Below are 24,804 nucleotides of genomic sequence, written 5' to 3'. Positions count from 1 at the left end.
ACTATGGCTGCATTACCATCCTTAAGACAGCTGTCATATCTCGTTACACTGTCAGAAACGCTGCATTTTACTGAAGCTGCACGCCGTTCATTTGTAACCCAATCGACTTTGTCGGGCGGGATTATGGAGCTTGAACGCCTACTCGGTGGCGTACTTGTAGAGCGTGATCGCCAAAATGTGCGCTTAACTCCTCTAGGCGAGCAAGTCGTTGCTCGTGCTCGTGTTCTACTGGCAGATGCTCAAGACCTGATGCGTTTAAGCCGAGAAATGAGCGAGCCTTTAACTGGTGATTTACATCTAGGTGTTATTCCAACCATTGCGCCATTTATTTTGGCGCAATTGTTAGATGAAGTGCATAAGCAACTCCCTAAAATTCAACTACATTTACACGAAGCGCAAAGTGAGAAAATTGTAGAAAAACTCGAACATGGTAATTTAGACATGGTCGTTTTGGCTCTACCTTTTGATACACGTGGCTTAAAAGTTGCTGAGGTCGCAAAAGAAAGTTTATTTTTGGTCTGCAATAAATCAGATATCGCAAGCCAAGCCAAATCGCTGGATGACTTAGACCTTTCGCGTTTAATGTTGCTTGAAGAAGGCCACTGCTTACGTGACCACACTCTAAGTGCCTGCCCTATTGGTGAACGTAAGAATGACCATCGTTTAAAAGCGAGTTCTTTACCGACCCTTGTAGAAATGGTATCGGCTGATCTTGGTTTTACCTTATTACCTGAAATCGCAATTCATACCAATATGATTAAAGCGAATCCAGATTTGATGGTCAAACAAATTGAAGCTGCTCCAAGCCGTATCTTGGCTTTGGTGACACGTAAAAGCACCCCGCTACAAAGCGAATTTGATGTGCTATTACAAATCCTGCAAAAAATTACTCAAGATCTGCACTAAGTTTATTTTTGTGCATAAAAAAGGAGTCAAACATGACTCCTTTTTTGTGCCTAAATCTTTTTTAGACCCAAGCACCTCTCTAAAGTTATTTAATCACATCTAACAAATAACGCTGTGCATTATGCTCAGTTTCGTCTTCAACTGGTGTCGCACGAAGCCATGTTCCGTCACCCTGTAATAACCAAGCTTGTTGATTATCCTGCAAATAGGTCAACAAACCTTGCTGATAAATACGTTTTTTCAAAGCAGGATCTTCAATTGGGAAACATGCCTCAACACGATTAAATAGATTTCGATCCATCCAGTCAGCACTCGAACCATAAATACGCGCATCGCCATTATTACTAAAATAGAAAACACGGGTATGTTCTAAGAAACGCCCCACGATCGAACGTACACGAATGTTTTCCGAAAGCCCTGGCAAGCCTGGGCGTAGACAACAAATTGAACGAATAATGAGATCAATTTGTACACCTGCCTGCGATGCCTCATATAGCTTGTTGATCAGTTGCACTTCAGTTAGTGCATTTACTTTCACAATAATCTGCGCTTTCTTGCCCGCTTTGGCATTGGCAATTTCATCATCAATAAAGTTAATCAGTTGAGCATGGAGCGTAAACGGTGCATGGAGTAGCTTTTTCAGCTTCGCCATTTTCCCCATACCCGTCAGTTCTTGGAAAATACGGTGTACATCTTCACATAACTCTTTATCGGTCGTGAGCAAGCCATAGTCGGTATAAATTCGTGCATTACCCGCATGGTAGTTACCCGTTCCCAAGTGCACATAACGAACGAGTTTATTATTTTCACGGCGTACCACAAGAATCATTTTGGCATGAGTTTTATAGCCCACAATGCCGTAAACAACCACTGCGCCCGCTTCTTGTAGCACATTTGCCACTTCGATATTTGACTCTTCATCAAAACGCGCACGCAGCTCAATCACTGCGGTAACTTCTTTCCCATTACGCGCCGCTTCTGCTAAGACTTGTACAATTTCAGAGTCTGCACCACTACGGTATAGGGTTTGTTTAATCGCCAACACTTGTGGGTCACGTGCCGCTTCACGCAATAAGTTAATCACAGGTGCGAAAGACTCAAACGGATGATGTAGTAAAATATCCTGTTTCTGCATTGCAGAGAACATGCTTTCCGACTTTTTCAGCACTTTAGGAATAACAGGAATATGCGCGTCATACCGTAGATGGGGACGTTTAAAATTGGACAATAAACGCGCCAAGTTCACCGGTCCTTCGACTTTATACAACTGCTCCTGATGCAGATCAAATTCATCTAGCAAGTAGTTATAAATATGTTCTGGACAGTTTTGTGTAACTTCCAAACGTACTGCTCGTCCAAAACGACGTGAACTTAACTCACCTTTCAGTGCTTTGGCTAAGTCTTCCACATCTTCATTGAGTGCCAAATCGGCATTCCGTGTGACACGGAACTGATAACAGCCTGTCGCTGTCATCCCTGGGAACAAGTCAGAAACATGCTCATGGATAATGGCTGAAAGCATCACATGATGCTCTTTTCCACCTGTGAGTTCATCAGGTAGCCGAACCACACGTGGCAATGAACGTGGTGCAGGAACAACGGCCAAATCAATCTGACGACCAAATGCGTCTTTCCCTTCCAAAGTCACGATAAAGTTGAGACTTTTATTCACTAAACGCGGAAATGGATGCGCAGGGTCAAGGCTAATCGGTGTTAAGACAGGTGCGACCTGTTCTTGGAAATATTTCTTTACCCATGAAGACTGTGCAGGTGTCAGTTCCCCACGGCGTAAGAAGCAAATGTCTTCCTCACGTAGTTTCGGCAGAATTTCATCATTGAGAATACGATACTGACGTTCAATTGCGGCATGTGCGGTTTGCGAAATTTGATCGAGTACTTGGCGTGGGGTTAAGCCATCGGGGCTACGGCTTTCATTGCCCAGATCCAACTGTTCCATGACGCCCGCAACACGAATTTCAAAGAACTCATCTAAGTTACGTGAAAAAATCAGTAAGAAATTCATCCGTTCTAACAGCGGATGTAAAGGATCTACGGCTTGTTCCAATACACGTAAATGGAAATCTAATATCGATAACTCACGGTTAATATAGCGATCGTTATACGCGTATTCAGGTTGTAGTATCGGAGATGTGCTTGCTGCCGTATTCATAGCTAACCTTTGATTATTTGAATGCGTTTTATCATGATAAGTATGCTTCAATTTTGTGACAATTTCATAAAAAAAAGCCCATAAATTTGGGCTTTTTCACATCAATCAAATTAAGGGATATCACTATAGCGCATATACTTTCGAATCATGCGCTCACGGTTTTGCAACTTACGGTCATTTTGATGGTCTTGGTAGTATTTCGGATTGGGTAAAATGGCCGCTAAAAAGACCGCCTGCTCTCGGCTTAAGCTACGTGAACTTTTACCAAAGTAGTGTTGGGTTGCAGCTTCCACGCCATAGATATTATCACCAAACTCCACCGAGTTCAGATAAACCTCTAAGATGCGTTCTTTGCTCCACATCCGTTCCATCATCCAAGTTGCAACAGCTTCCTGACCTTTACGAATGAATGAACGCTTGTTATATAAAAATAAGTTTTTGGCCAATTGCTGAGAAATTGTTGAACCGCCGGCAACTACTTTGCCCGTGTCATTATTACGCTCAAGCGCCGCTTGAATGCCATCCCAGTCAAAACCATGATGTTGCATAAATTTGCCATCTTCAGCCGCAACAATGGCTTTTTTCATGTACTCACTGATCTCGTCATAATCACGCCATTCGTGTTGAATAGGCTTAGATGGCTCAGACCAATAATCAATTCGCATAAACATGGTGGTTTCCACTGGCTTGTACCGCCACCACGCAAGACTTGCAAAAATCCACAACTGTACCAAAAGCACGAAGCTGACAACGACTAACAAACTACGAACAATAAAAGCTTTCATGCCAGTGGCTTACTCCAAAAATCATTTTTATTCATGCTAAGCTTGGGCAAATATAGCAAAATTTTAGCAAGAATAGCATGACCGAGCTTACACCTCCGCAAATCAAAACAAAATTCGACGTACATTTATGGTGGATTACCGCCGTCATTATTGCCGTGAATGTTGGGCTGTTTTTTTGGCAAGTACTGCATGGCATGGATGTCAGCAATCCAAGTACGGCTGATGCTATACACTGGGGAGCAGACTATGCACCGCTCACCTTCTTGACTGAACCGATGCGTTTATTGAGCAGTATGTTCTTTCATTTTGGCTTGGTTCACCTCATATTGAACATGTGGGCGCTGTATATTTTTGGCAGTGTGCTGGAGCAAATGTTTGGACGTGTCTATTTTCTTGCGCTATATGTTCTTGCTGGTCTCATGGGTAGCTTGCTCAGTGGTTATATTGCCATTCAAGACAGTTATGAACTGATTCGTGTTGGTTTAGCAAACCCTGAACTCTTGCCGCGTGTCGGTGCAGGGGCTTCAGGTGCCGTCATGGGACTGGGCGCAGCACTGACGGTTCTATCGCTACTACCGATGCTCCCACAGCAACGTTTTATTTTAGATAAAAAGACTTTGCTCATCGTGATGGGAATCAACTTAGCCATGGGCTTTATGATTTCAGGGATTAACAATGCCGCACATATTGGCGGCATGTTGATGGGTGCTGTTTTGGCGGCACTTTGGTATCTCTCACAAAAAACGCAGCAGCGTTGGATTATGCTGCTGAGCCTTGTTTTGGCAGCCTGCGGTTCGTATTGGTTTTACTTACACTGCCAAAACCTTGTGGTCTATATTCAACCCTTATGGTCAGAAGTGTTAATGATGATGCGTCAACAGCTCAATTTCTAAGATTCAACGCTTAAGATATTAAGAGATCAATCACGATTGATTGATCTCTCTCAAATTTTGTAAAGGTGGAATCTCACTGAGATAACTTAAGCGATAACGCCCAATCAGCGCGCAGAGTAAGGTCATGAACAGTGGTAAAATGAGCCAGATTTCCCAGTGTGGCTGAATGGTTAATCCCATGCGATAACATGCTACTGCACTTATTGCTTCAGCAAATAAACAAGAAACCACACCTGCCATAAAACCAATAAAGCCAATTTCTAGACTGAGCATAGTTCTGAGTTTTTGCTTGGAACCACCAAATGAACGTAATAACGCCACCTCACGTTTGCGCTCATCCATGAGTAAGTTCAGGCACGCAATTAAAACCAAAATACCTGAAATACTCACTAAAACTGCAAGGATCGTGACAATCTGCACCAGCACGGTCACGATGCGCTTAATTTCATCTAAAATTAAACTGACATCAATAAAGACAGTGTTGGAAAATTGTTGAATGATACTGACCAATTTCGCTTTGTCTGACTCAGGCACATAGAAACTGCCCAAATAACTGCCCGCATTTTCATCCATAGTTTGGGGCGCAAAAATAAAGAAGAAGTTTGGGCTAAAACTTTCCCATTCTACAGTTCGTAAGTTTGCCACTTTGGCATGAATCACACCCTCTGGTAAGCTAAAGGTCAGTTGATCCCCCACTTTTATCCCAAGCTCTGTTGCGGTGTTGGCTTCCACCGAAACTTGCCCTTTTGCTGTCAGTTTTGATACTCCAGAGACAATTACATTGTCTTTAGGATAACGGTCTGCTTGGGTTAAATTTAGCTCGCGACGTAAGGAATTATTTTGCTTCACCAAATCCGCAGCAAAAGGCTGTCCATTTTTGGCAATCAGTCTACCTCGAATATTCGGATAGAGCGGCGTACTGTTCCAATGGTTTTGTTCAATTTTCGCTTTTAACTCAGGCATGTCAAAAGGCGGTAAACCATATACAAACTGATTCGGCGTTCCTATAGGAATTTGCTGTTGCCAACGTTCTAACAAATCGGTTCGTAGCACGGCTAAAACCGTAATTAAACTGAGTCCTAAAGCCAAAGCGGTAATCTGAAACGCAGTTTGGTAAGGCGTACGGACATAGGCAGAAACCGCATTTTTCAAGCCGCGCAGGAACTTCAAACTCAGCCAGACCACAACGTATAACACTGCACATAGAATAATAATTGCCCCAATCACCATGGCTGTCAGCACCATGTTTTCAGTCAGAACAATACTAAATAATACCAGACTTGCCGTGCCTGCAAGTAACATCCAAAACATAGACGAAACTGATTTTTCTTGACTGCGAATGACACGGATCGGTGGAGTATTCAAAAGCTCCCAAAAACTTGGTAAGACAAAACCCAATAGCACCACAGCACTAGTCAACATGGCAATCGGAATCGGCCCGAGCAGCATATCCCAAGCTGAAAATGCAATACTTAAGTGTGGAATCAGTTGTAACATCAACTGTAACAGGCCATAACCCAGCCCTACCCCCACGACACTCCCGACCAGCATGGCAAGCAAGAACACCACACCCAACAAGCTAAGGTAAGCCCAAAGAATTTGTGACTTCGCAGCCCCCATACAACGTAATAGCGCAATGTGATCTTGGTTTTGTTGCACAAAACGCTGACTGGTCAAAGCAATCGCAATTCCACACAGTAAAATCGTTAAGATATTCGCCAACTGCAAAAATGTGTCCAAATTTTCAATCGGTTTCATTAAACGGGTATTGCCCTCACTGGCATTCCGTAAGCGTAAGCTGTTTTGTGGTTCTTCCGCATTAGGACTTTGAGTTGTCGCACTGACCTCTTCAGACAATACATTCTGCTTCTTAAAATTTGCTTCAAACTGCTGAGTATTTTGTGCCGTACCTGCCATTAGTAGGCGATATTCAATGCGACTACCGACTTGTATGGCATTGGTCTTGGCAATATCCGCTTCTGAAATAATCACCGTGGGAGAGAAACCTGAAAATCCTAACTCCTGATTGGAGTCATGCTCAATCAAGCCTGTAATCTTAAACACACCATCTGCAATATTCAGCTGATCGCCCAGTTTAACCCGTAGCAAATCCATAGCACGTTGACTCAACCACACTTCACCCGAAGCAATATGCTTCGCCGCAGGCTGAATACGTAACTCTCCGCGCAGAGGGAAGGCTTGATCGATGGCTTTAACATTGACCATAACAAACTGATCATCGGTATATGCCATCGAACTAAAGACAGTGACTTCAGATTGTTTTAAATCGAGAGCTGTCGCTTGCGCTTTCCATTTCGGGTCGAGTTTTTGGCTGTCCGTTAAAACCAAGTCCCCTGCTAGCATCTCAGCGGCTTGCAGTGCTACGGCATTTTGAATTTTCTCATTACTAAACTTCAACGCGGTCGTTGCACTGATTGCGAGAATCAATGCAATAATCAATAAATACACACCGCTACTTTTAAAACTTTGCTTCAGTAAGGGCTGAAATAGAGAATTCATTTTATCCTCCCGTTCGAGGATGTTCGATCAACTGACCATCGAGTAATTCAAAATGCCGTTGGCACTGTTCTGCAAGCGTATGGTCATGCGTCACTAAAATCAGGGTCGTACCCAACTCACGGTTCAATTGAAACAATAATTGCTCGATTTCTCGCGCAGTTTGACTGTCTAAGTTTCCTGTTGGTTCATCGGCAAAGATAATTTTTGGCTCAGCAATCAGCGCACGGGCAATTGCAACGCGCTGCTGCTCCCCACCCGAAAGTACCTTCGGTGTTTGGGTGGCCTGTCGCTCTAATCCAACTTTTTGCAACAAACTCAAAGCGCGTTGCTCCGCTTCAGCGAAGTTAAAGGATGCATGAAGCCGTAACGGCAGCATCACATTTTCAACAGCAGTCAGGTGTGGCAGCAGTTGAAAGGACTGAAACACAAAGCCAATATGCTTCAAACGCACATTCGCACGCTGTTCTTCGTTGAGCTTGGAGATACTTTCACCACAAACGATTAGCTCACCACCGCTAGCCTGATCTAAGGTCGCCAAAATACCCAGTAAGGTAGACTTTCCTGAACCTGAACGTCCTGTAATTGCGACTTGTTCACCTGCTGCGATGCTCAGACTCAAATCTGAGAAAATGGTCAGTTCTTTTTGCGGAAGTTTAATCTTTTGTGTCAGTTGCTGGGCAGAAATAATCACTTGTGGCATGATGCTTACATCACTATGAACTTGGGTCATAACATCCCTATATGCAAATATTCGTGCAAAATCGCAAATTTAAAAAACGTATCAGTTCATACTTGGTTTTGCTTGCACTGTGCCTAAGCCCCACTTGGGTTTTTGCAAAAACCGTGATGGTTTTAGGAGATAGCATTAGTGCAGGTTATGGCATAGAACCACAGCAAGCATGGGTAAATTTACTGCAAAAACGGTTAGACCAACAGTATCCGAAACAACACAAAGTGGTCAATGCCAGTGTGAGTGGTGAAACCACCAGTGGCGCTTTGGCTCGTTTACCCAAACTGTTGCAAACGCATAAGCCAAATGTTGTGGTGATTGAGCTTGGCGGGAATGATGGGCTGCGTGGTCAACCACCTCAGATGATTCAAAAAAATTTAGTGCAACTGATTCAACAGAGTCAAAAAGCCAATGCAACTGTGGTTGTCTTGGGAATGAAAATGCCACCAAACTATGGCACAGCCTATAGCAAGGCATTTGAAAATAATTACAAAGTGGTTAGTCAACAATACAAAGTGAAATTGCTGCCCTTCTTCTTGGAAGGTGTAGCGGGAAATAAAAGCTTGATGCAAAAAGATTTGGTCCATCCAAATGGCAAAGCACAGCCTATTTTATTAAATTTGGCTTATCCCTATATAAAAGGCGCTTTATAGAGCGCCTTTTATTCTGATCATATCCGCTGATCAGAAGTCAAAAAAAACCACTTCACCACTTTCAAGTGAGTACTCAGCGCCAACCACTTGTAACTTGCCTTTGGCAATTAAACTTTCAAGCACAGCTGAGCCATGACGTAACTGATTTACAGAGGCAAATACATTTGAACGCACCGCGTGTTTAGACAGTTTGCATAAATCATGTTTCAGTTCAGTTTGCATCAAGGTTTCAACTGAAGGACGGACACGGTTTACAATCGACATCAAGTTTGCAGACGGTGGGCTATCTGGGTTCATCAAAGTGTCAATGGTGGCTTGAATCGCACCACAGTGACTATGACCAAGAACCACAACGACCGCACAGTCATAACGCTCAGCCGCAAACTCAACACTGCCAACTTGCGAAGGTGCAACCACATTTCCAGCAACACGAATAACAAACAGATCACCCAAGCCTTGGTCAAATACCATTTCTGCAGGCACACGAGAATCAGAACATCCGAGTACAATCGCAAATGGGTTTTGGTCTTCCGCCATCTCTGCTCGTGCTTGGTGAGACAATTGCTTATGGTGGGTTGTCTCACCCGCTACAAAACGTTGGTTACCTTGTTTTAGACGGCTTAAAGCTTCTTGAGCTGTTAGCATTCCCTTTCCCACCCGATTGTTATTAAGTTGGACTAGTTTAATCCCAGCGAAATTGATTGTCACTTGCAAAAAACATAGCGGCTTCTTTTTTTGCTTAATTTTAAATTTGCATTTAATCTCAAACAAATCGTTACGCAGTTCACACTTTATCCAAATGCAGTATATCCTTTCAAATAAATAATTAATGACATTTGCATGAAAGCTATTAGAATCAAACAGACCTGTAAATAAACATAAAAACTATTCAAAATCAGAGCATTTTTATCTTATTCGGTCAGTTTTTTCATTCATCTCCGTTTAAGGATGAACCATGATGATGCGCTCAAAATCCGTCTTGAAACAAAGTCTAAAGGCCGGTCTATTCGCCTTAGCTTTGTCATTTCCTTTCGCCAGCCATGCGGTCGAAAATACCATCATCAAAGACAAACTCAGTTTACAAAGCTACCTTCTACAAGAACGCGTCACCGCCGGCTTAAAAACCAAAACACTTAAAGTGGATGACATCGTTTGGAGTTATAACGAAGGCGGTGCAGTTGATAAACCGACTATTTTGCTGATTCATGGTTTTGCTGGAAATCGGGACAATTGGAACCGTGTAGCACAGTTTCTAACGCCGTATTACCACGTGGTTATCCCTGACCTTCCAACCAACGGCGACACCAAAGTCCCAGATGATTTTGATCTCTCTATGCCAAATGTCACAGAGCGACTCCGTCGTTTTGTTGAAGCCATTCATATACAAGATAAGCTCAATGTTGCAGGACATTCTATCGGTGGTTCTATTGCAACCCTATATGCCGCGCAATACCCTTTTGACACGCAAAGTTTGTTTTTATTGAACAGTGCCGGGATTTATAAAAACGCCAACACCAACTATGCCAAAGACCCGCAATATTTAAAGCACTTGATTGTAAGCAAGCCGGGCGATTTGGATGATGTGATGCAACGCGTCATGCAAACCCCAATCAAAATGCCCTATTATTTAAAGCGCGCCCAAGAAAAACAGTTAATTACTCAGGCTGAAAAAAACAGTAAAGTGATTGATCAATTGGTGACCTTGAACCGAATTTATACCACTGACTCCTTTGCCCGAGTGACTCGTAACATTGAAGCACCCACCCTCATTTTGTGGGGTAAGCAGGACAAAATTATTAATGTCGAAGTGGCGAATGAGCTCAAATCTTTATTGAAACGTGCTGAAGCTCCTGTCATCCTTAACAATGTTGGTCATATGCCACTTTTGGAGGCAGAACAAGCAGTTGCACAGCACTACCTGCCTTTTCTTGCAAAAACACAAAAGTTAAAAAATCCATTGGCTGATAAACTGATTCCACTAAATTAATTTTGTTGAGTACGTATGCAGAAACACCCGATGATTGAGCAGCTCATTGAAGCTCATCTTAATTTTTTAGATCATGAGTTTTCGCAAGCAAGTACCGTACAAAATGAATTCACCCTCTTTTATCACTGGTTTAGAAAACAAACTTTGCAGCAACTGTGGAGCTTTGAAGACATCAATGCGCTGTTGCAAAAACAAATCCTAGCCACACCTGCAACAGAACATCTGATTTCACAAATTGCAGAGCACATCAAATTTGCTTTGATTCACCCCATCAATGAATCAACAAAAATTGCCGATGTGATTCCAGTACTCACCATCGACAAAATTGCGCAGTATGTCGCGAGTAAAAGTGGGCATCGTCAACGCCTGATTAAAACTGTGGTAAATAACCCAGCTTTTTCAGCCATGATTACTCAGCTCATTCAGCACTCAATTCAAGACTATTTAAACAACTCCGTCATGACCAAACGTGTGCCGGGTGTCTCTAGTTTTATGAAAATGGGCAAGTCGGTACTTGAAACCGTCACGGACTCAAACCTAAATGACACCATCGGTCATTATTTGCAAAAGAACATCTTAAAACTCAGTCAAATGAGCGAACAAGTGTTAAATCAAAACTTTAATGATGAAAAGCTGTATCATTTTCAAGCCAATCTTTGGCATAAAATCAAAGACATGCCTTTATCAGTTTTAAAAAATTATGTAGAAGTGCAAGACTTGCCTCAAACCGTCGCTATGGGTCACGAAATTTGGGAACATATACGTCAAACTAACTATCTGCAGCAACAGCTGCATGATGGTGTTTATGCTTGGTACATTCGCAACCAAGAACGTCCTTTTGATTTACTCCTACGTGACTTAAATATCGACGAAGCTTTAATTCAAAATGAACTTCAAGATTTATTGAATCCTATTATTCAAGAGCTCATCAAATCACATTACTTGCGTGATCGAGCACGTTATTATTTAGAACTGTTTTATTATTCTGACCAAGCACAAGCGATTCTAAAACGATAAAAAAAGCCGCATTATGCGGCTTTTTTCTTTCATAATTTAGAATGCATACTTCAAGCTCGCATAATAAGCTCGACCTGGTTCGTTGTAGGTTTGGTTCAAGTCATTATTACGAACAAGTTGCTCATCAAATAAATTACTCACACCTAAACGACCGCTAAATTGATCTGTAAATTTGTATCCAACATTAATCCCTGCGATACCATAGCTTGGCACACTTTTCGTGTTCATCGTTGTATTACGCGTTTCAGCAAATTGACGTGGTTTTTGGCGACCATATTGGGTATAAACGAAATTCACATCAAATTGATCTGTAATATCATAGTTGAAAATCGAATTAATCGTGTAATTAGGTACAACTGACAAAGGATTTCCAGTGGTTTTATTCACTGAATCCATCATATAAGTAAAGTTGTTTGTCCAATTAATATTACCAAAATCTAAGCTAACACTTCCTTCTAGACCTTGAATTAAAGCCTTTGGAATATTGGTCCACTCTAATAAATGATATGTTGTTGAACCTACGGTTGTCGTTCCAACAACTTCGTCACCTGATGTGATTTTGTTTTTATAATCATTACGGAACCACGTTAAGCTTGCATTCACAATATCTTTTTCAAACTGGATACCCACTTCCTTGTTAATAGAAGTCTCAGGTTTTAAGTCTGCATTTCCAACTAAATAGCAACTTCCCGAAGCCGTTGCTGTGGTGTCAGGACAACCGTTCCCACGTGTAAAGAGTAAGTAGCCTTCTGCATTTTGATACATATTTGGCGCTTTATATGCTCTTGCTATACCACCTTTTAAAGTGAAGTAATCTCCAAGTTTTTGGGTAATGTTTAAACTTGGACTCCAGTTTGACCCAGACTTACTATGATCATCAAAACGAACTCCCAAGACCAAATCTGTTGCATCAGTTACTTTAAAGTTATCTTCAATGTATGCAGAAGCAATTCGTGATTTCATGTGAGTACGATCAGATGGCAACTGTACCAAACCAGAGGCATCTGCTTGTACTGTACTGGTTGCATCGCTAAACTTATCTTCAACCCACTCTGCGCCCAAGGTGAGTGCTTGAGGAAGAAATATATCCAATGGAATATTGGTTTCAGCATTAAAACGTGTGGTATCTAGCACCGACGTTTTTTTATCAAATGAATTTGGACTTCCTTCTGGCCCACCAGCTAGTGACTCAGGAATACGCTTATTTTTAGTTTTATCAAATTGAGCCAATAATTTTGTATCACCCCATGCCCATTTTCCTTCATGGGTTAAAGCATAACTGTCTCGGTACATCGTATTAGTTTCTTTACCTAACAATCCATTGACGTACGCAATGTTACTAAAGCTAGAATCTGGATTTGTTGCATCTGCATTACTGTTTTGAATATCACCTGTATATTCATTCCCTTGACGACCAAATGAAGTGTCAATAGTCAAGCTCTGTTGATCATTAATCTGCCAAGCTAAACGCCCTGAGATATCTTTATTCTCAACGCCTTCTCGACCTGCTGCACGACTACCACTTTCTGTCAGTGGGTTGATATCTGCAGCATCCGCATCTGTCTTGTTATAATTTCCATATAAACGATAAGACAATACGTCCTTAATAATTGGACCACTCAAGTTAAAACTTTCTCGATGGCTCGAACCTTCTTTTGAGTTCTCAGGTTGGTTAGTAAATACCTCAACTGAACCATGAACTTCGTTTGTGACTTTTTTAGTTTTAATATTAACAACACCACCCATGGCACCTGAGCCATAACGAGCAGCCGCAGGACCACGCAATACTTCAATAGATTCAATCGCATCTGCGGGCACCCAGTTTGAGTCACCGCGGGTATCACGTTCCCCTCTCCAGCCATAACGCACAGAATTTCTCGAATTCACAGGCTTACCATCAACCAAAATCAAGGTATTTTCTGGCCCCATACCGCGAATATTAATTTGGCGGTTATTACCACGTTGTCCCGTTGCACTATTGCCTGTTAAATTTACGCCAGGCATCCGACGTACATATTCAGAAATATCATTTACAACAGGTAATTTTTCTAAATCTTTATCCGTAATAATAGATGCGCCTAGAGACTGCTTAACCTGTTCCCCAGCCGTTAATACAATCGTTTGTAATTGTGTTGTATCTTTTTCTGCCCCATTAGTCAGCGATTCATTCGCCATCGCAAATGAACTCATTGCCCCTACAACAGCCAAAGCCAAAGTTGATCTCGTCAGATTTTTACCCATAACGTATACACCCAAATACAAAAGAAGGAGAGATTGTGTAAATTTCGTAGGGTATCTTAACAAATGATAAACATATTGCAATAAATATTGATAATTATTCTCAGTTACATTTTACCTTTAGATAAAATATAACCCCCTAATTTAAGGAGGTTATTTGGTAAAATGGTTTAAAAATTATTTGAAGTACGCGCCTTCTGCCTGCGTATGATCCGTCTGGTCAATCACACGACGTAACTCAGGAATGTGTTGTTGCAGAGTCGTTTCAACACCCTGTTTCAGCGTGACATCAATTGCTGAACAGCCTTGGCAACCACCACCGAATTTCAGTACAGCCGTTAAACCATGCTCTTCATCTTCAACGACTTCAACCAATGCACAGTTACCACCATGCCCTGCTAGACCTGGGTTAATTTCAGACTGAAGAATATACGTAATACGCTCTTCAATCGATGCATCAGGACCGACGCGTGGTACTTTCGAGTTTGGGGCACGGAAAGTTAACTGCCCACCAAAACGGTCTTTGTTGTAATCAATCACTGCATCTAATAAGTATGGAATAGACGGTGTATCGATATACGCAGGAAAATCTGGATAATCTTGACGGTAATCGGTTGGGATCACTTCTTCAGGCGCACTATATGCCATACAACATTCAGCACGTGGTGTACCCGGATTTTCAACAAATACACGTACAGCAATGCCCGGTGTATTTTGTTTTTCTAATAAATCACGTAAATACTCTTGTGCAGTCGGAGTAATCAATAAGTTTGGAATTTCCTCTGCAACTGCAGTGCTGCTGTTCTCAGTCGACATAACAATCATTTCCTCAAGCTGAAGTTGCTATTTTAACTGAAGATGCGGGGTAATTAAAAAAAATCAACCAAAATTGTCGGATTTATTGTGAAAGTTCATCTTTTCGCTCAATTTAATGGCATTATGACCACAAGATAGTTATATGCAGAACATCTCAGAAATGTTGGATTTACCTTTTAATCATACAGTTACGATCATTATTATTACGGTGATTATTTCTATGGTGGCCTTTTCAAATCAGAACGTGATGAACCGACTGATTTTCTGGCCTCCTGCGATGCAACGTGGACAATACGATCGTTTTATTACCCATGGCTTTATTCATGCCGATGGTATGCATCTCCTGTTCAATATGTTCACCCTGTTTTTCTTTGGTAGCATCATTGAAAGTTTTTACCGTCAATACTTCTATGAGTTAGGTTTTATTTTGTTTTATCTGGGTGGTTTAATTTTTGCCATTTTACCAAGTTATTTAAAACATAAAAATGATGTGCGCTGGGCAAGCCTTGGTGCTTCTGGTGCGGTCTCTGCGGTATTGTTCGCTTATGTGTTGTTTGAACCTTGGAAGCTGATTTTTGTATTTTTTATTCCCGTACCTGCGATTATTTTTGCAGTGTTGTACGTGGCATATAGCATCTGGGCAGGTAAAAAAGGAAACTCCAACATCAACCATAGCGCCCACCTTTGGGGAGCTGCTTATGGGGTCATCATGACCTTAATTTTAGAGCCGCGTCTTATTCCACACTTTCTGAACAAATTAACCCAGTTACCTATTTAAAGCCGAACGCCTAGATTGCACATGGATTGCATCCATACGCATATAGGCTCAGTAACATTTTTCTACAGCAATGGGTGGTCCTGATTTTTACAATGAACATCAGGACAACTATAAACCAAGGAAATTGCGATAAAAATAATGTCTATATTGGCAACCTTGATGATCAGTCTCAGTTTTACAGCCTGTGCGGTACACACTCCTGAAGGGAGTATCATCGTCGATGATCGTTCTTATTATCCTCATGGCCAAAGCGATTTCTGCCCACTAGGACAGACCAAAAAGGTCGCTGCTAAACTCAAAAGCCTTCTATTCAGAAGGCTTTTTTATTATATATATTTTTACATAAATTTGGCATGAAATGCCAAGCAGTAATTTGATTTGGCATAGATAATGTTTACAACTGTATATAAATAGCAAATGCCAGTGAGATTTCTTGCATGTCCAATCCCTTAGATGGTCTTCAATTTCCAACTTACCCTAAAACACAAAAAGTTAGTACCTCACGTACAGGGAAAGAGATTATTGCAGAGGCCTTAGCAAATGTTGATCACCAGAGCTCTGTTACAGCTCTTACAGAAAAGAGCTGGCGTAAACAATATCCACGCTATTTTAAATCCTTAGTTGAATTTGGGATTCGTAATCAAATTGCACCGATTCAAATGGCACAAGATGGGCTCAACAAAGCACATAATGTGTTTGATTTTTATCGGGATGGGCAAAAACATCTCCTCAAAGATGTAATGTCACTTGAAAGCGCACCACTGCATACTATTAAACTCAAAGGCGAAAGTCATGCGACGCCTGAATGGTCAGTGCCTTATAAAGGCCAACAACTCAAAGGGGGTGCTTTACTTGCACAAATCCAAACATGGTTAGATGCAGGTGTGATTGAACCCAGTCATGCTGAAGCACTGATTGCTTGTGTGGAACATCCTGAATGGTTTGATTTATCAGATCGCACAATGGTTTTGTTCGGTGCGGCATCTGAAGCGGGTCCACTCACATGGTTAGCCCAATGGAAAGCCAATATTGTGGCAGTTGATTTACCGAATAGCCGCGTGTGGAGCAAAATTTTAGACACCATTCAACACGGCAATGCCACGCTATATGCCCCATCAGTTGAAGCTTTGAGCGCGGAAACACCTGTGTCTGTGCTTAAAGAAAAACTTGGTGCGAACTTACTGACACAAGTGCCTGAAATTGCACAATGGTTGGTACAAAACCCACATCAGTTAGATTTGGCTGCGATTGCTTATTTGGATGGTGAAAAACATGTCCGCGTTTCCGTTGCAATGGATGCGATCATGCAATATGTCAGTGCGCAAAAAGCAGATACCAGTTTGATGTATATGTGTACACCTACCGATGTCTATGCAGTTCCAGAAGAAATCATTACAGCGTCTGAGCAAAAGTTCAGTGGACGCTCTAAAACGCAGCAGATGATTAGCAAGAGTATTTCAACCCTCAGCGGACAACTATTTTTTAAGAAAAACCTACATGAGCTCATCGAGTCGGATAATACGAAGTCTTATGGTATCGCCGACTGTTTAGTGATTGAACAAGGGCCGAACTATGCGTTGGCTAAACGTATTCAGCAGTGGCGTGCAACGCTTGCTCGCTCAGAAGGTCAGCGCGTCAGCATCAACATTGCGCCATCAACCACCACGCATTCTGTCACCAAAAATCCACTGCTCAAAGCCGCATTTAATGGAGCGAGCTTGTTTGATGTTGAAGCCTTTAAACCTGAAACTACCAATGCCATCATGGCGGCTTTATGGATCCATGACCTGCGTAATCCTGCGTCTGTAGCTAACCCGGAGGTCAAACTTGAACATCCTTTAGAGCTGATGATGCATGGTGCAAACCATGGTGGCTTATGGCGTGTAGCTTATTTAGCACGTACTGCACTGCCCTTTGTAGCACTTTATGGCTTTGCCGCAGATAAACTACCTTTAGACAAAGTCTGGGCGAAATTCAAAAAGTAAAATATGAACAGCATCGTTCATAAAATACAGAGCTAAAAAAACGCTACCCAAGGTAGCGTTTTTTTTATCATTGGTTTTTACCAATCAGATTAAACGAACTGTAGAAACAACCAGAACAAGCCACCTGATAAACAGATCGTTGCTGGCAAGGTAAAGATCCAAGCCGAAAGAATGGTTCTTACTGTTGCAAAGTTCAGACCAGACTTGTTTGCCACCATGGTCCCTGCAACCGCAGAGTTCAACACGTGAGTGGTCGATACTGGCATACCAAAGCCATCAGCAGCTGCAATCGTGGTCATCGCCACCAATTCTGCTGACATGCCTTGACCATAAGTCATATGGTTTTTACCAATACGCTCACCTACAGTCACGACAATACGCTTCCAACCGACCATCGTACCTAGACCTAAAGCCAATGCCACAGCCACTTTCACCCATGTTGGGATATACTGTAAGAATGAATCAAGGTTACTACGATATTCTTTTACTGTCTTCTTGCCTGCTTCAGACATCGCTGGCAATTGATCCGCTTTATCCAAACGTTTGAACGCAGTCGTGCTTAAGTACATGTCATTACGTAGTGCAGAAACTTCAGCTTCAGGAATAGCTTTAAGATCTCCATAATGGCCAACACGCTCACCCAAATGATCTGTCAAACTGGCTAAAGCAGGTACGACTTCTGGGGTTATTTCTTTGGTTTGAATATATTGCGTGATTACCGTACGGGCTTTTTCATCTGCAATATCGTTATGATTCGGATAAATCACAGCCGCAGTTTGATCTGAAAGTTGAGCAAATGACTGAATGTGCTGTGAATCTAAATTCTTATTTAAAGAATAAGCCAAAGGCACAATACCAATCAAAATCAGCATGATTAGCCCCATACCTTTTTGACCGTCATTTGAACCGTGCGCAAAACTTACACCCGTGCAAGTAAAAATCAAAATGGCACGAATCAGTGGCGGTGGTGGTTTGTTGCCTTCAGGTGGTTGGAACAGTTCCAGTTGTTTCTTAAAGATTTTTTTTACCAATAAGAATAACACTGCTGCAAAAGCAAAACCGATCATAGGTGAAAACAGTAAAGCTTTACCGACTTTAATCACCTGATCCATATCGACACCCGAAGCGCCGCTACCCGAATGCATCAGGTAGTTCATGATGCCCACACCTAAGATTGAACCAATCAAAGTATGTGAACTTGATGCTGGAATACCCAAGAACCATGTGCCCAAGTTCCACAAAATCGCAGCAATCAACATGGCAAATACCATGGCAAAACCTGCACCTGAGCTGACATTCATAATCAACTCAACGGGCAGCAGTGCAATAATACCGTAAGCCACTGCACCACTTGCGACCATAACCCCAAGGAAGTTACAGAAACCAGCCCACATCACCGCAACAGGCGCAGACAGTGCATTGGTATAAATGACCGTTGCAACCGCATTGGCAGTGTCATGGAAGCCATTTACAAACTCAAAACCCAAAGCAATGAACAACGCCGTCGCTAAAAGGATTAAAGAGTAAAGATTCAGTGCAGGAACATGCGATAAGTCAGCAGAAAGCTGAAAGCCAATATAAATTAGCGTTGAAATAATGACCGTTAAAAACACCGGCATAAAAAATTTCGGTGTAGGTACGTGCACATTCGTCGACTTGACCTGTGTCACGTGCACCTGATCTTGGACGGGAGGAATATTAGAATTCATGCAGACGGCTAAAGAGGATATCAATATCCCCTATTGTTCAATTTAATTGTGACAATTATATGACAAATGCGTGTCACATGAAGCCAATTTTTTCATAATTGGCTTATTTTAGATCAGCAGTAAATCACCTATAGGCCTTGAACGCACTGTGCTGGCTCAAAATTTAATTTTTCGGTGCGGATTACGCTGAATTATTTTCTTACATTTGGCTGTGCTGTCTGTAGTCTGTAACAATCTGCTCTAATCAATATTTTTTCATCTCTATTTATTCTGATCTATTAACATAGCGGTTCTATATTTCACTTTCGTGAAAATTAAAGCTAAATCAGCCTTTTTTATTTGCCATATAGCCAATACCACTTGAATTAGGCATCAATCAATCTGCTTTTCTGCTAAAATATTGCACGTTTTGAAAACCTGTTTGTGAGTTTTGAATGTCTACACTTGCCACCTTAAAAGCACTTCTTTCCGAGCGCATCCTTATTATCGATGGTGCAATGGGTACCATGATTCAGCGTCACAAGCTCGAAGAAGAAGATTATCGTGGTGAACGCTTTGTAGATTGGGCTTCTGACCTCAAAGGCAACAACGACCTTTTGGTGCTGACTCAGCCACAAATTATTCAAGGCATTCATGAAGCTTATTTGGATGCGGGTGCAGACATTATTGAAACCAACAGCTTTAACGGCACACGTGTTTCGATGTCGGACTACCACATGGAAGACCTCGTTCCAGAGATCAACCGTGAAGCAGCACGTTTAGCGCGTGCAGCATGCGACAAATATTCAACCCCAGATAAACCACGTTTTGTTGCAGGCGTACTTGGCCCAACCTCACGTACTTGTTCAATTTCACCCAATGTAAATGACCCAGCGTTCCGTAACATTACCTTTGATGAACTGAAAGAAAACTATATTGAAGCAACGCACGCCTTAATCGAAGGTGGTGCAGACATCCTCTTGATCGAAACCGTGTTCGATACCTTGAACTGTAAAGCGGCAATCTTTGCAGTGAAAGAAGTGTTCAAACAACTTGGTCGTGAATTACCCCTGATGATTTCAGGGACCATTACCGATGCGTCAGGCCGTACCTTAACAGGCCAAACCGCAGAAGCGTTCTGGAACTCGGTGCGTCATGGTGACTTACTCTCAATTGGTTTTAACTGTGCCTTGGGTGCAGATGCCATGCGTCCACACGTGAAAACTATTGCTGATGTAGCCGATACTTTTGTTTCAGCGCATCCAAATGCAGGCTTGCCAAATGCTTTTGGTGAATATGACGAAACCCCTGAACAAACCGCAGCCTTCATTAAAGAATTTGCAGAAAGTGGTTTGATCAATATTACCGGTGGTTGCTGTGGTACAACGCCTGATCATATCCGTGCCATTTACAATGCGGTTAAAGATATAAAACCACGTCAGATTCCAGAAACCAGACCTGCATGTCGTTTAAGTGGTTTAGAACCCTTTAATATTTATGATGATTCATTATTCGTTAATGTCGGTGAACGGACCAACGTTACAGGTTCAAAAAAGTTCCTACGTCTCATCCGTGAAGAAAAATTTGCTGAAGCCCTAGAGGTAGCACAGCAACAAGTCGTTGCAGGCGCACAAATTATTGATATCAACATGGATGAAGGGATGCTCGATTCGCAAAATGCAATGGTACATTTCCTCAATCTAGTGGCATCTGAACCTGATATTTCTCGTGTGCCAATCATGATTGACTCATCAAAATGGGAAATTATTGAAGCAGGCTTAAAATGCGTACAAGGTAAGCCTGTCGTGAACTCAATTTCCTTAAAAGAAGGTTATGACGAGTTTGTCGAAAAAGCACGTTTATGTCGCCAGTATGGTGCTGCGATTATTGTCATGGCATTTGATGAAACAGGTCAGGCAGATACGGCTGCACGCAAGCGTGAAATCTGTAAACGTTCTTATGATGTTTTAGTCAATGATGTTGGCTTCCCCGCTGAAGATATTATTTTTGACCCGAACGTGTTTGCAGTGGCAACAGGGATTGAAGAACACAACAACTATGGCGTCGATTTTATTGAAGCCACAGGTTGGATCAAACAGAACCTACCGCATGCCATGATCTCGGGTGGTGTCTCTAACGTCTCCTTCTCCTTCCGTGGTAATGAACCTGTACGTGAAGCGATTCACTCGGTGTTCCTTTACTATGCCATTAAGCAAGGCATGACCATGGGTATCGTGAACGCGGGTCAAATGGCGATTTATGACGATATTCCAAAAGAACTGAAAGATGCGGTTGAAGATGTTGTACTGAACCAAAACCAAGGTGAATCAGGTCAAAACGCCACAGAAAAATTGCTTGAAGTGGCAGAAAAATTCCGTGGTCATAGTGGCGCGCAGCGTGAAGCTGAAAATCTTGAATGGCGGAATGAGTCGGTTGAAAAGCGTCTTGAATACGCACTAGTAAAAGGCATCACTACCTATATCGACGAAGATACCGAAGAAGCCCGCCTCAAAGCCAAACGTCCTCTTGATGTCATTGAAGGCGCATTGATGGATGGTATGAACGTGGTCGGTGATCTATTCGGTTCGGGTAAAATGTTCTTACCGCAAGTAGTAAAATCTGCACGCGTGATGAAACAAGCTGTGGCATGGCTGAACCCGTACATCGAAGCCGAAAAAGGCAATGCACAATCTAAAGGCCGTGTTTTGATGGCAACCGTAAAAGGTGACGTACATGATATTGGTAAGAATATCGTGGGCGTGGTCTTGGGTTGTAATGGCTATGACATCGTTGACCTTGGTGTAATGGTACCTGCGGAAAAAATCTTGCAAACCGCGATTGATGAAAAATGTGACATCATCGGTTTATCTGGTTTGATCACCCCATCTTTGGATGAAATGGTGTTTGTTGCCAAAGAAATGCAGCGTAAAGGTTTTACCATTCCTTTACTGATTGGTGGTGCAACCACATCGAAAGCCCATACCGCGGTTAAAATTGACCCACAATATTCAAATGATGCGGTAATTTATGTAGCAGATGCCTCTCGTGCAGTGGGTGTAGCGACTACCCTACTGTCTAAAGAAATGCGTGGTAACTTTATTGCAGAGCATCGTGCTGAATATGCCAAGATTCGTGAACGTTTAGCGAATAAACAGCCGAAAGCAGCGAAGCTCAGCTATGCCGAATCGATTGAAAATGGCTTTAAAGTGGATGCGAATTATGTACCGCCAATTCCAAATACGATGGGTACACATGTCCTCACCAACTACCCACTTGCAACATTGGTGGAATATTTTGACTGGACACCATTCTTTATTTCTTGGAGCTTGGCAGGTAAATTCCCGAAAATTCTAGAAGATGAAGTGGTGGGTGAAGCCGCGACTGATTTGTACAATCAAGCACAAATCATGTTGAAAGACATTATCGAGAATAATCGTTTCGATGCACGTGCTGTGTTTGGTTTATACCCTGCACAACGTACAGGTGCAGATACCGTCAGCGTATTTGATGAAGCAGGTCAAACTGTAACGCATACTTTTGAGCACCTACGTCAGCAGTCTGACAAAGTCACGGGTAAGCCGAATTTATCTTTAGCCGACTTTATTAGCACTTCTAAAGACAATACCGATTATCTTGGTGGTTTCACGGTATCAATCTTTGGTGCGGAAGAATTGGCGAATGAATATAAAGCCAAAGGTGATGATTACTCTGCAATCTTGATTCAGTCTTTAGCGGATCGTTTTGCCGAAGCATTTGCGGAGCATTTGCATGAGCGTATTCGTAAAGAGTTCTGGGGCTATAAAGCCGATGAGACTTTGGGCAATGAAGAATTGATCAAAGAGAAGTATGTTGGTATTCGTCCTGCGCCAGGTTACCCTGCTTGTCCAGAGCATTCTGAAAAAGCGGTGTTGTTTGACTGGTTAGGTTCTGAAGAAAAAATCGGTACGAAACTGACTGAACACTTTGCGATGATGCCGCCTTCTTCTGTGAGTGGTTTCTATTATTCGCACCCTGAAAGTGAATACTTTAATGTGGGCAAGATTTCTCAGGATCAACTTGAGGATTATGCAAAGCGTAAGGGTTGGTCACTGGATGTAGCGAAGCGTTGGTTGGCACCGAATTTAGATGATTCGATTGTTTAAATCCCCCTCGATCCCCCTTTAACAAAGGGGGAAGAAAATCAATTCGTATTAAATAAAAAAATCCCCTCAAAGTGAGGGGATTCTTTTGAGTTTAATCTCCCTTGCGAAGCAATGCTTCTCACCTGCTTTAAAAAGAAGGGGGATATCATGTGATTAAATGAGTTACGTGGCAGCTCCTCCCTTTTTCAAAGGGAGGTTGGGAGGGATTAAATCCAATCCGTTGATTCTGTCATTCTTGGATGGGATATATATTCAATCTCAGTAGTAATAACAATTGATTTCACCTGTGAAATACTCAGACCACTCATTGCCGTTGCATTCCATGAAAAATAAATTTTATTATTCCCTGCGAAAAGAGAGCTATCTATACCCTCAGTAGTAACCTCAGGGAATAAGATAATATTATCAGCTGTAGGTAACTGAATAGATTTCAAATAAATCCCATCAATTTGGTTTGAAAACTTTACTCTTAAATACTCAAAAAAATACTGACTTATCAAATAATCAAACTTTCCACTATCAAGTTTTGGTCTAGATACACTTGCTATGAGTTTTTTAAAGAATACGTAAACATCTAGTTTTTCAAGATAGTTTTCTTCTAAATGATAGGGATAAAACCCCTTTGCTAATTTATTCAAATTTAATAGCTTCAATTCTACTCTGTTAGAAAATTCAGCAACACCAACATATTGCCCAACTAAAGCTCTAATTTCAGCTACACACGCTAGTTTATCAGTAGATAGATAAAGAGCGGATACACCTAAAGGCGTCATCCTTTGGTCACTAGCTAAGTATGATGGTACAAGTCCAAATTTATTTCGAATATTTTTTGCAAGTTCTTCAGTTTCATTTTCCAACTCAAACATCAAATTATCATTATTAATTTCTTTTTTTAAATCTTTAAGGCTATCAAAACTTCTTCCACGATATAAAGTAGTACTCGGAGGTATAATATTTATGAGTGATTCATTAATTCTTTGATCATCAATTAAAAATTCAAAAGTATGATCTAAAAAATCTTTTAGTTTCGAGTTGAAAAATCTAAATTCATGTTTAAAACTTTCCTGAATATCCTCCCATTCAAATTCCTTATTACACCCTTCATACTCTTCTAAAGAATCATCATAAAGTACTAAACAATCATTACCATACTTCTCTGCCCAATCATCTGCTAATGTTTCTGCTAACTCTTCATCTAAATTCAATGGCTCTATAAGATCATAGAAATTATCCACTACCCCATCTTCATCATGCGCTTCATAAAACCAACCTGCTCTATAAGGAAGATTACTTAAAAGTTTATAATTATTAGATATCACGTCGAATAATTTATTTTTAAAAACTTCATAATCTAAATGCTGAGTTTCACTCTGACACTCTTCACAAAATTGTCTTCCAAAATTTTCATTATTATATGTATAAGATGGTAATTTCTTTTCAATACACATTTTACAAAGCAGCATTTAGGCAACCTTCTTTAATTTCCCCCATAAAGT

General features: G+C 41.6%; 17 protein-coding genes and 1 pseudogene. 9 read left to right on the top strand and 9 right to left on the bottom strand.

Annotation, left to right across the window (positions count from 1 at the left end):
- Nucleotides 1-3: 3 nt before the first annotated feature.
- Nucleotides 4-906, top strand: a complete 903-nt coding sequence (gene oxyR, locus AC4CUX_RS12605; RefSeq protein WP_004981021.1) for a LysR family transcriptional regulator OxyR — start codon at nucleotides 4-6, stop codon at nucleotides 904-906.
- 85 nt (nucleotides 907-991) lie between these two features.
- Here the strand turns inward: oxyR and ppk1 are convergent, their stop codons facing one another.
- Nucleotides 992-3,076 (bottom strand): polyphosphate kinase 1, encoded by a 2,085-nt coding sequence (gene ppk1 / locus AC4CUX_RS12600; protein WP_151835830.1) that lies wholly within the window; start codon nucleotides 3,074-3,076, stop codon nucleotides 992-994.
- Nucleotides 3,077-3,186: 110 nt separating this feature from the next.
- Entirely contained in the window at nucleotides 3,187-3,861 is a 675-nt protein-coding gene (gene mtgA / locus AC4CUX_RS12595) for a monofunctional biosynthetic peptidoglycan transglycosylase (protein ID WP_004694386.1), read from the bottom strand.
- 77 nt (nucleotides 3,862-3,938) lie between these two features.
- On the opposite strand from mtgA, the gene AC4CUX_RS12590 reads away from it, so the two are divergent.
- Nucleotides 3,939-4,754, top strand: a complete 816-nt coding sequence (locus AC4CUX_RS12590) for a rhomboid family intramembrane serine protease (protein ID WP_151835831.1) — start codon at nucleotides 3,939-3,941, stop codon at nucleotides 4,752-4,754.
- Between the two features lie 30 nt (nucleotides 4,755-4,784).
- On the opposite strand, the gene AC4CUX_RS12585 is transcribed toward AC4CUX_RS12590, so the two are convergent.
- Together AC4CUX_RS12585 and AC4CUX_RS12580 are read right to left on the bottom strand one after the other, a co-directional pair.
- Nucleotides 4,785-7,274, bottom strand: a complete 2,490-nt coding sequence (locus AC4CUX_RS12585; protein ID WP_490792448.1) for an ABC transporter permease — start codon at nucleotides 7,272-7,274, stop codon at nucleotides 4,785-4,787.
- Between the two features lies 1 nt (nucleotide 7,275).
- The gene (locus tag AC4CUX_RS12580; protein WP_151835833.1) at nucleotides 7,276-8,004 is read right to left on the bottom strand and encodes an ABC transporter ATP-binding protein; all 729 of its coding nucleotides are present in this window, start codon (nucleotides 8,002-8,004) and stop codon (nucleotides 7,276-7,278) included.
- Nucleotides 8,005-8,015: 11 nt separating this feature from the next.
- Between AC4CUX_RS12580 and AC4CUX_RS12575 the strand changes: the two genes are divergently transcribed.
- Nucleotides 8,016-8,657: an arylesterase gene (locus AC4CUX_RS12575; RefSeq protein WP_126035831.1), complete on the top strand. Its 642-nt coding sequence runs from the start codon at nucleotides 8,016-8,018 to the stop codon at nucleotides 8,655-8,657.
- 30 nt (nucleotides 8,658-8,687) lie between these two features.
- Here AC4CUX_RS12575 and AC4CUX_RS12570 read toward each other — a convergent pair whose 3' ends face one another.
- Nucleotides 8,688-9,302, bottom strand: coding sequence for a carbonic anhydrase (locus AC4CUX_RS12570; protein ID WP_004981036.1), 615 nt, complete (start codon nucleotides 9,300-9,302; stop codon nucleotides 8,688-8,690).
- 310 nt (nucleotides 9,303-9,612) lie between these two features.
- On the opposite strand from AC4CUX_RS12570, the gene AC4CUX_RS12565 reads away from it, so the two are divergent.
- The gene (locus AC4CUX_RS12565; RefSeq protein WP_062034416.1) at nucleotides 9,613-10,644 is read left to right on the top strand and encodes an alpha/beta fold hydrolase; all 1,032 of its coding nucleotides are present in this window, start codon (nucleotides 9,613-9,615) and stop codon (nucleotides 10,642-10,644) included.
- 15 nt (nucleotides 10,645-10,659) lie between these two features.
- Nucleotides 10,660-11,661, top strand: coding sequence for a hypothetical protein (locus AC4CUX_RS12560; protein WP_201950775.1), 1,002 nt, complete (start codon nucleotides 10,660-10,662; stop codon nucleotides 11,659-11,661).
- Between the two features lie 36 nt (nucleotides 11,662-11,697).
- Here AC4CUX_RS12560 and AC4CUX_RS12555 read toward each other — a convergent pair whose 3' ends face one another.
- Complete coding sequence (locus AC4CUX_RS12555) at nucleotides 11,698-13,902, bottom strand: FepA family TonB-dependent siderophore receptor (RefSeq protein WP_201950772.1); 2,205 nt, start codon at nucleotides 13,900-13,902, stop codon at nucleotides 11,698-11,700.
- Nucleotides 13,903-14,076: 174 nt separating this feature from the next.
- A complete protein-coding gene (nfuA, locus tag AC4CUX_RS12550) occupies nucleotides 14,077-14,715 on the bottom strand; it encodes a Fe-S biogenesis protein NfuA (protein WP_004981041.1) in 639 nt (212 codons plus the stop codon).
- A gap of 160 nt (nucleotides 14,716-14,875) precedes the next feature.
- On the opposite strand from nfuA, the gene AC4CUX_RS12545 reads away from it, so the two are divergent.
- From AC4CUX_RS12545 to AC4CUX_RS12535, 3 genes and pseudogenes are all read left to right on the top strand, one after another.
- Nucleotides 14,876-15,493 carry a rhomboid family intramembrane serine protease gene (locus AC4CUX_RS12545; RefSeq protein ID WP_201950757.1) on the top strand — a complete coding sequence of 206 codons (618 nt, stop codon included), beginning with the start codon at nucleotides 14,876-14,878 and terminating at the stop codon, nucleotides 15,491-15,493.
- A 129-nt stretch (nucleotides 15,494-15,622) separates the two neighbouring features.
- Nucleotides 15,623-15,775 (top strand): annotated as a pseudogene (locus AC4CUX_RS12540) (hypothetical protein); the annotation flags it as partial.
- 155 nt (nucleotides 15,776-15,930) lie between these two features.
- On the top strand, nucleotides 15,931-17,478 hold the full coding sequence (locus tag AC4CUX_RS12535) for a hypothetical protein (RefSeq protein ID WP_490792447.1): 1,548 nt from the start codon (nucleotides 15,931-15,933) through the stop codon (nucleotides 17,476-17,478).
- Between the two features lie 89 nt (nucleotides 17,479-17,567).
- Here AC4CUX_RS12535 and AC4CUX_RS12530 read toward each other — a convergent pair whose 3' ends face one another.
- Nucleotides 17,568-19,187 carry an inorganic phosphate transporter gene (locus tag AC4CUX_RS12530; RefSeq protein ID WP_176537381.1) on the bottom strand — a complete coding sequence of 540 codons (1,620 nt, stop codon included), beginning with the start codon at nucleotides 19,185-19,187 and terminating at the stop codon, nucleotides 17,568-17,570.
- A 434-nt stretch (nucleotides 19,188-19,621) separates the two neighbouring features.
- Here AC4CUX_RS12530 and metH point away from each other — a divergent pair, with 434 nt between their 5' ends.
- Nucleotides 19,622-23,308, top strand: a complete 3,687-nt coding sequence (gene metH / locus AC4CUX_RS12525) for a methionine synthase (RefSeq protein WP_201950745.1) — start codon at nucleotides 19,622-19,624, stop codon at nucleotides 23,306-23,308.
- 206 nt (nucleotides 23,309-23,514) lie between these two features.
- Here the strand turns inward: metH and AC4CUX_RS12520 are convergent, their stop codons facing one another.
- A complete protein-coding gene (locus AC4CUX_RS12520; protein ID WP_010326257.1) occupies nucleotides 23,515-24,771 on the bottom strand; it encodes an RES domain-containing protein in 1,257 nt (418 codons plus the stop codon).
- Nucleotides 24,772-24,804 lie beyond the last annotated feature (33 nt).

The organism is Acinetobacter sp. 231_lipA (genome assembly GCF_058243005.1).
This window is presented reverse-complemented; position numbering and strand designations above follow the sequence as displayed.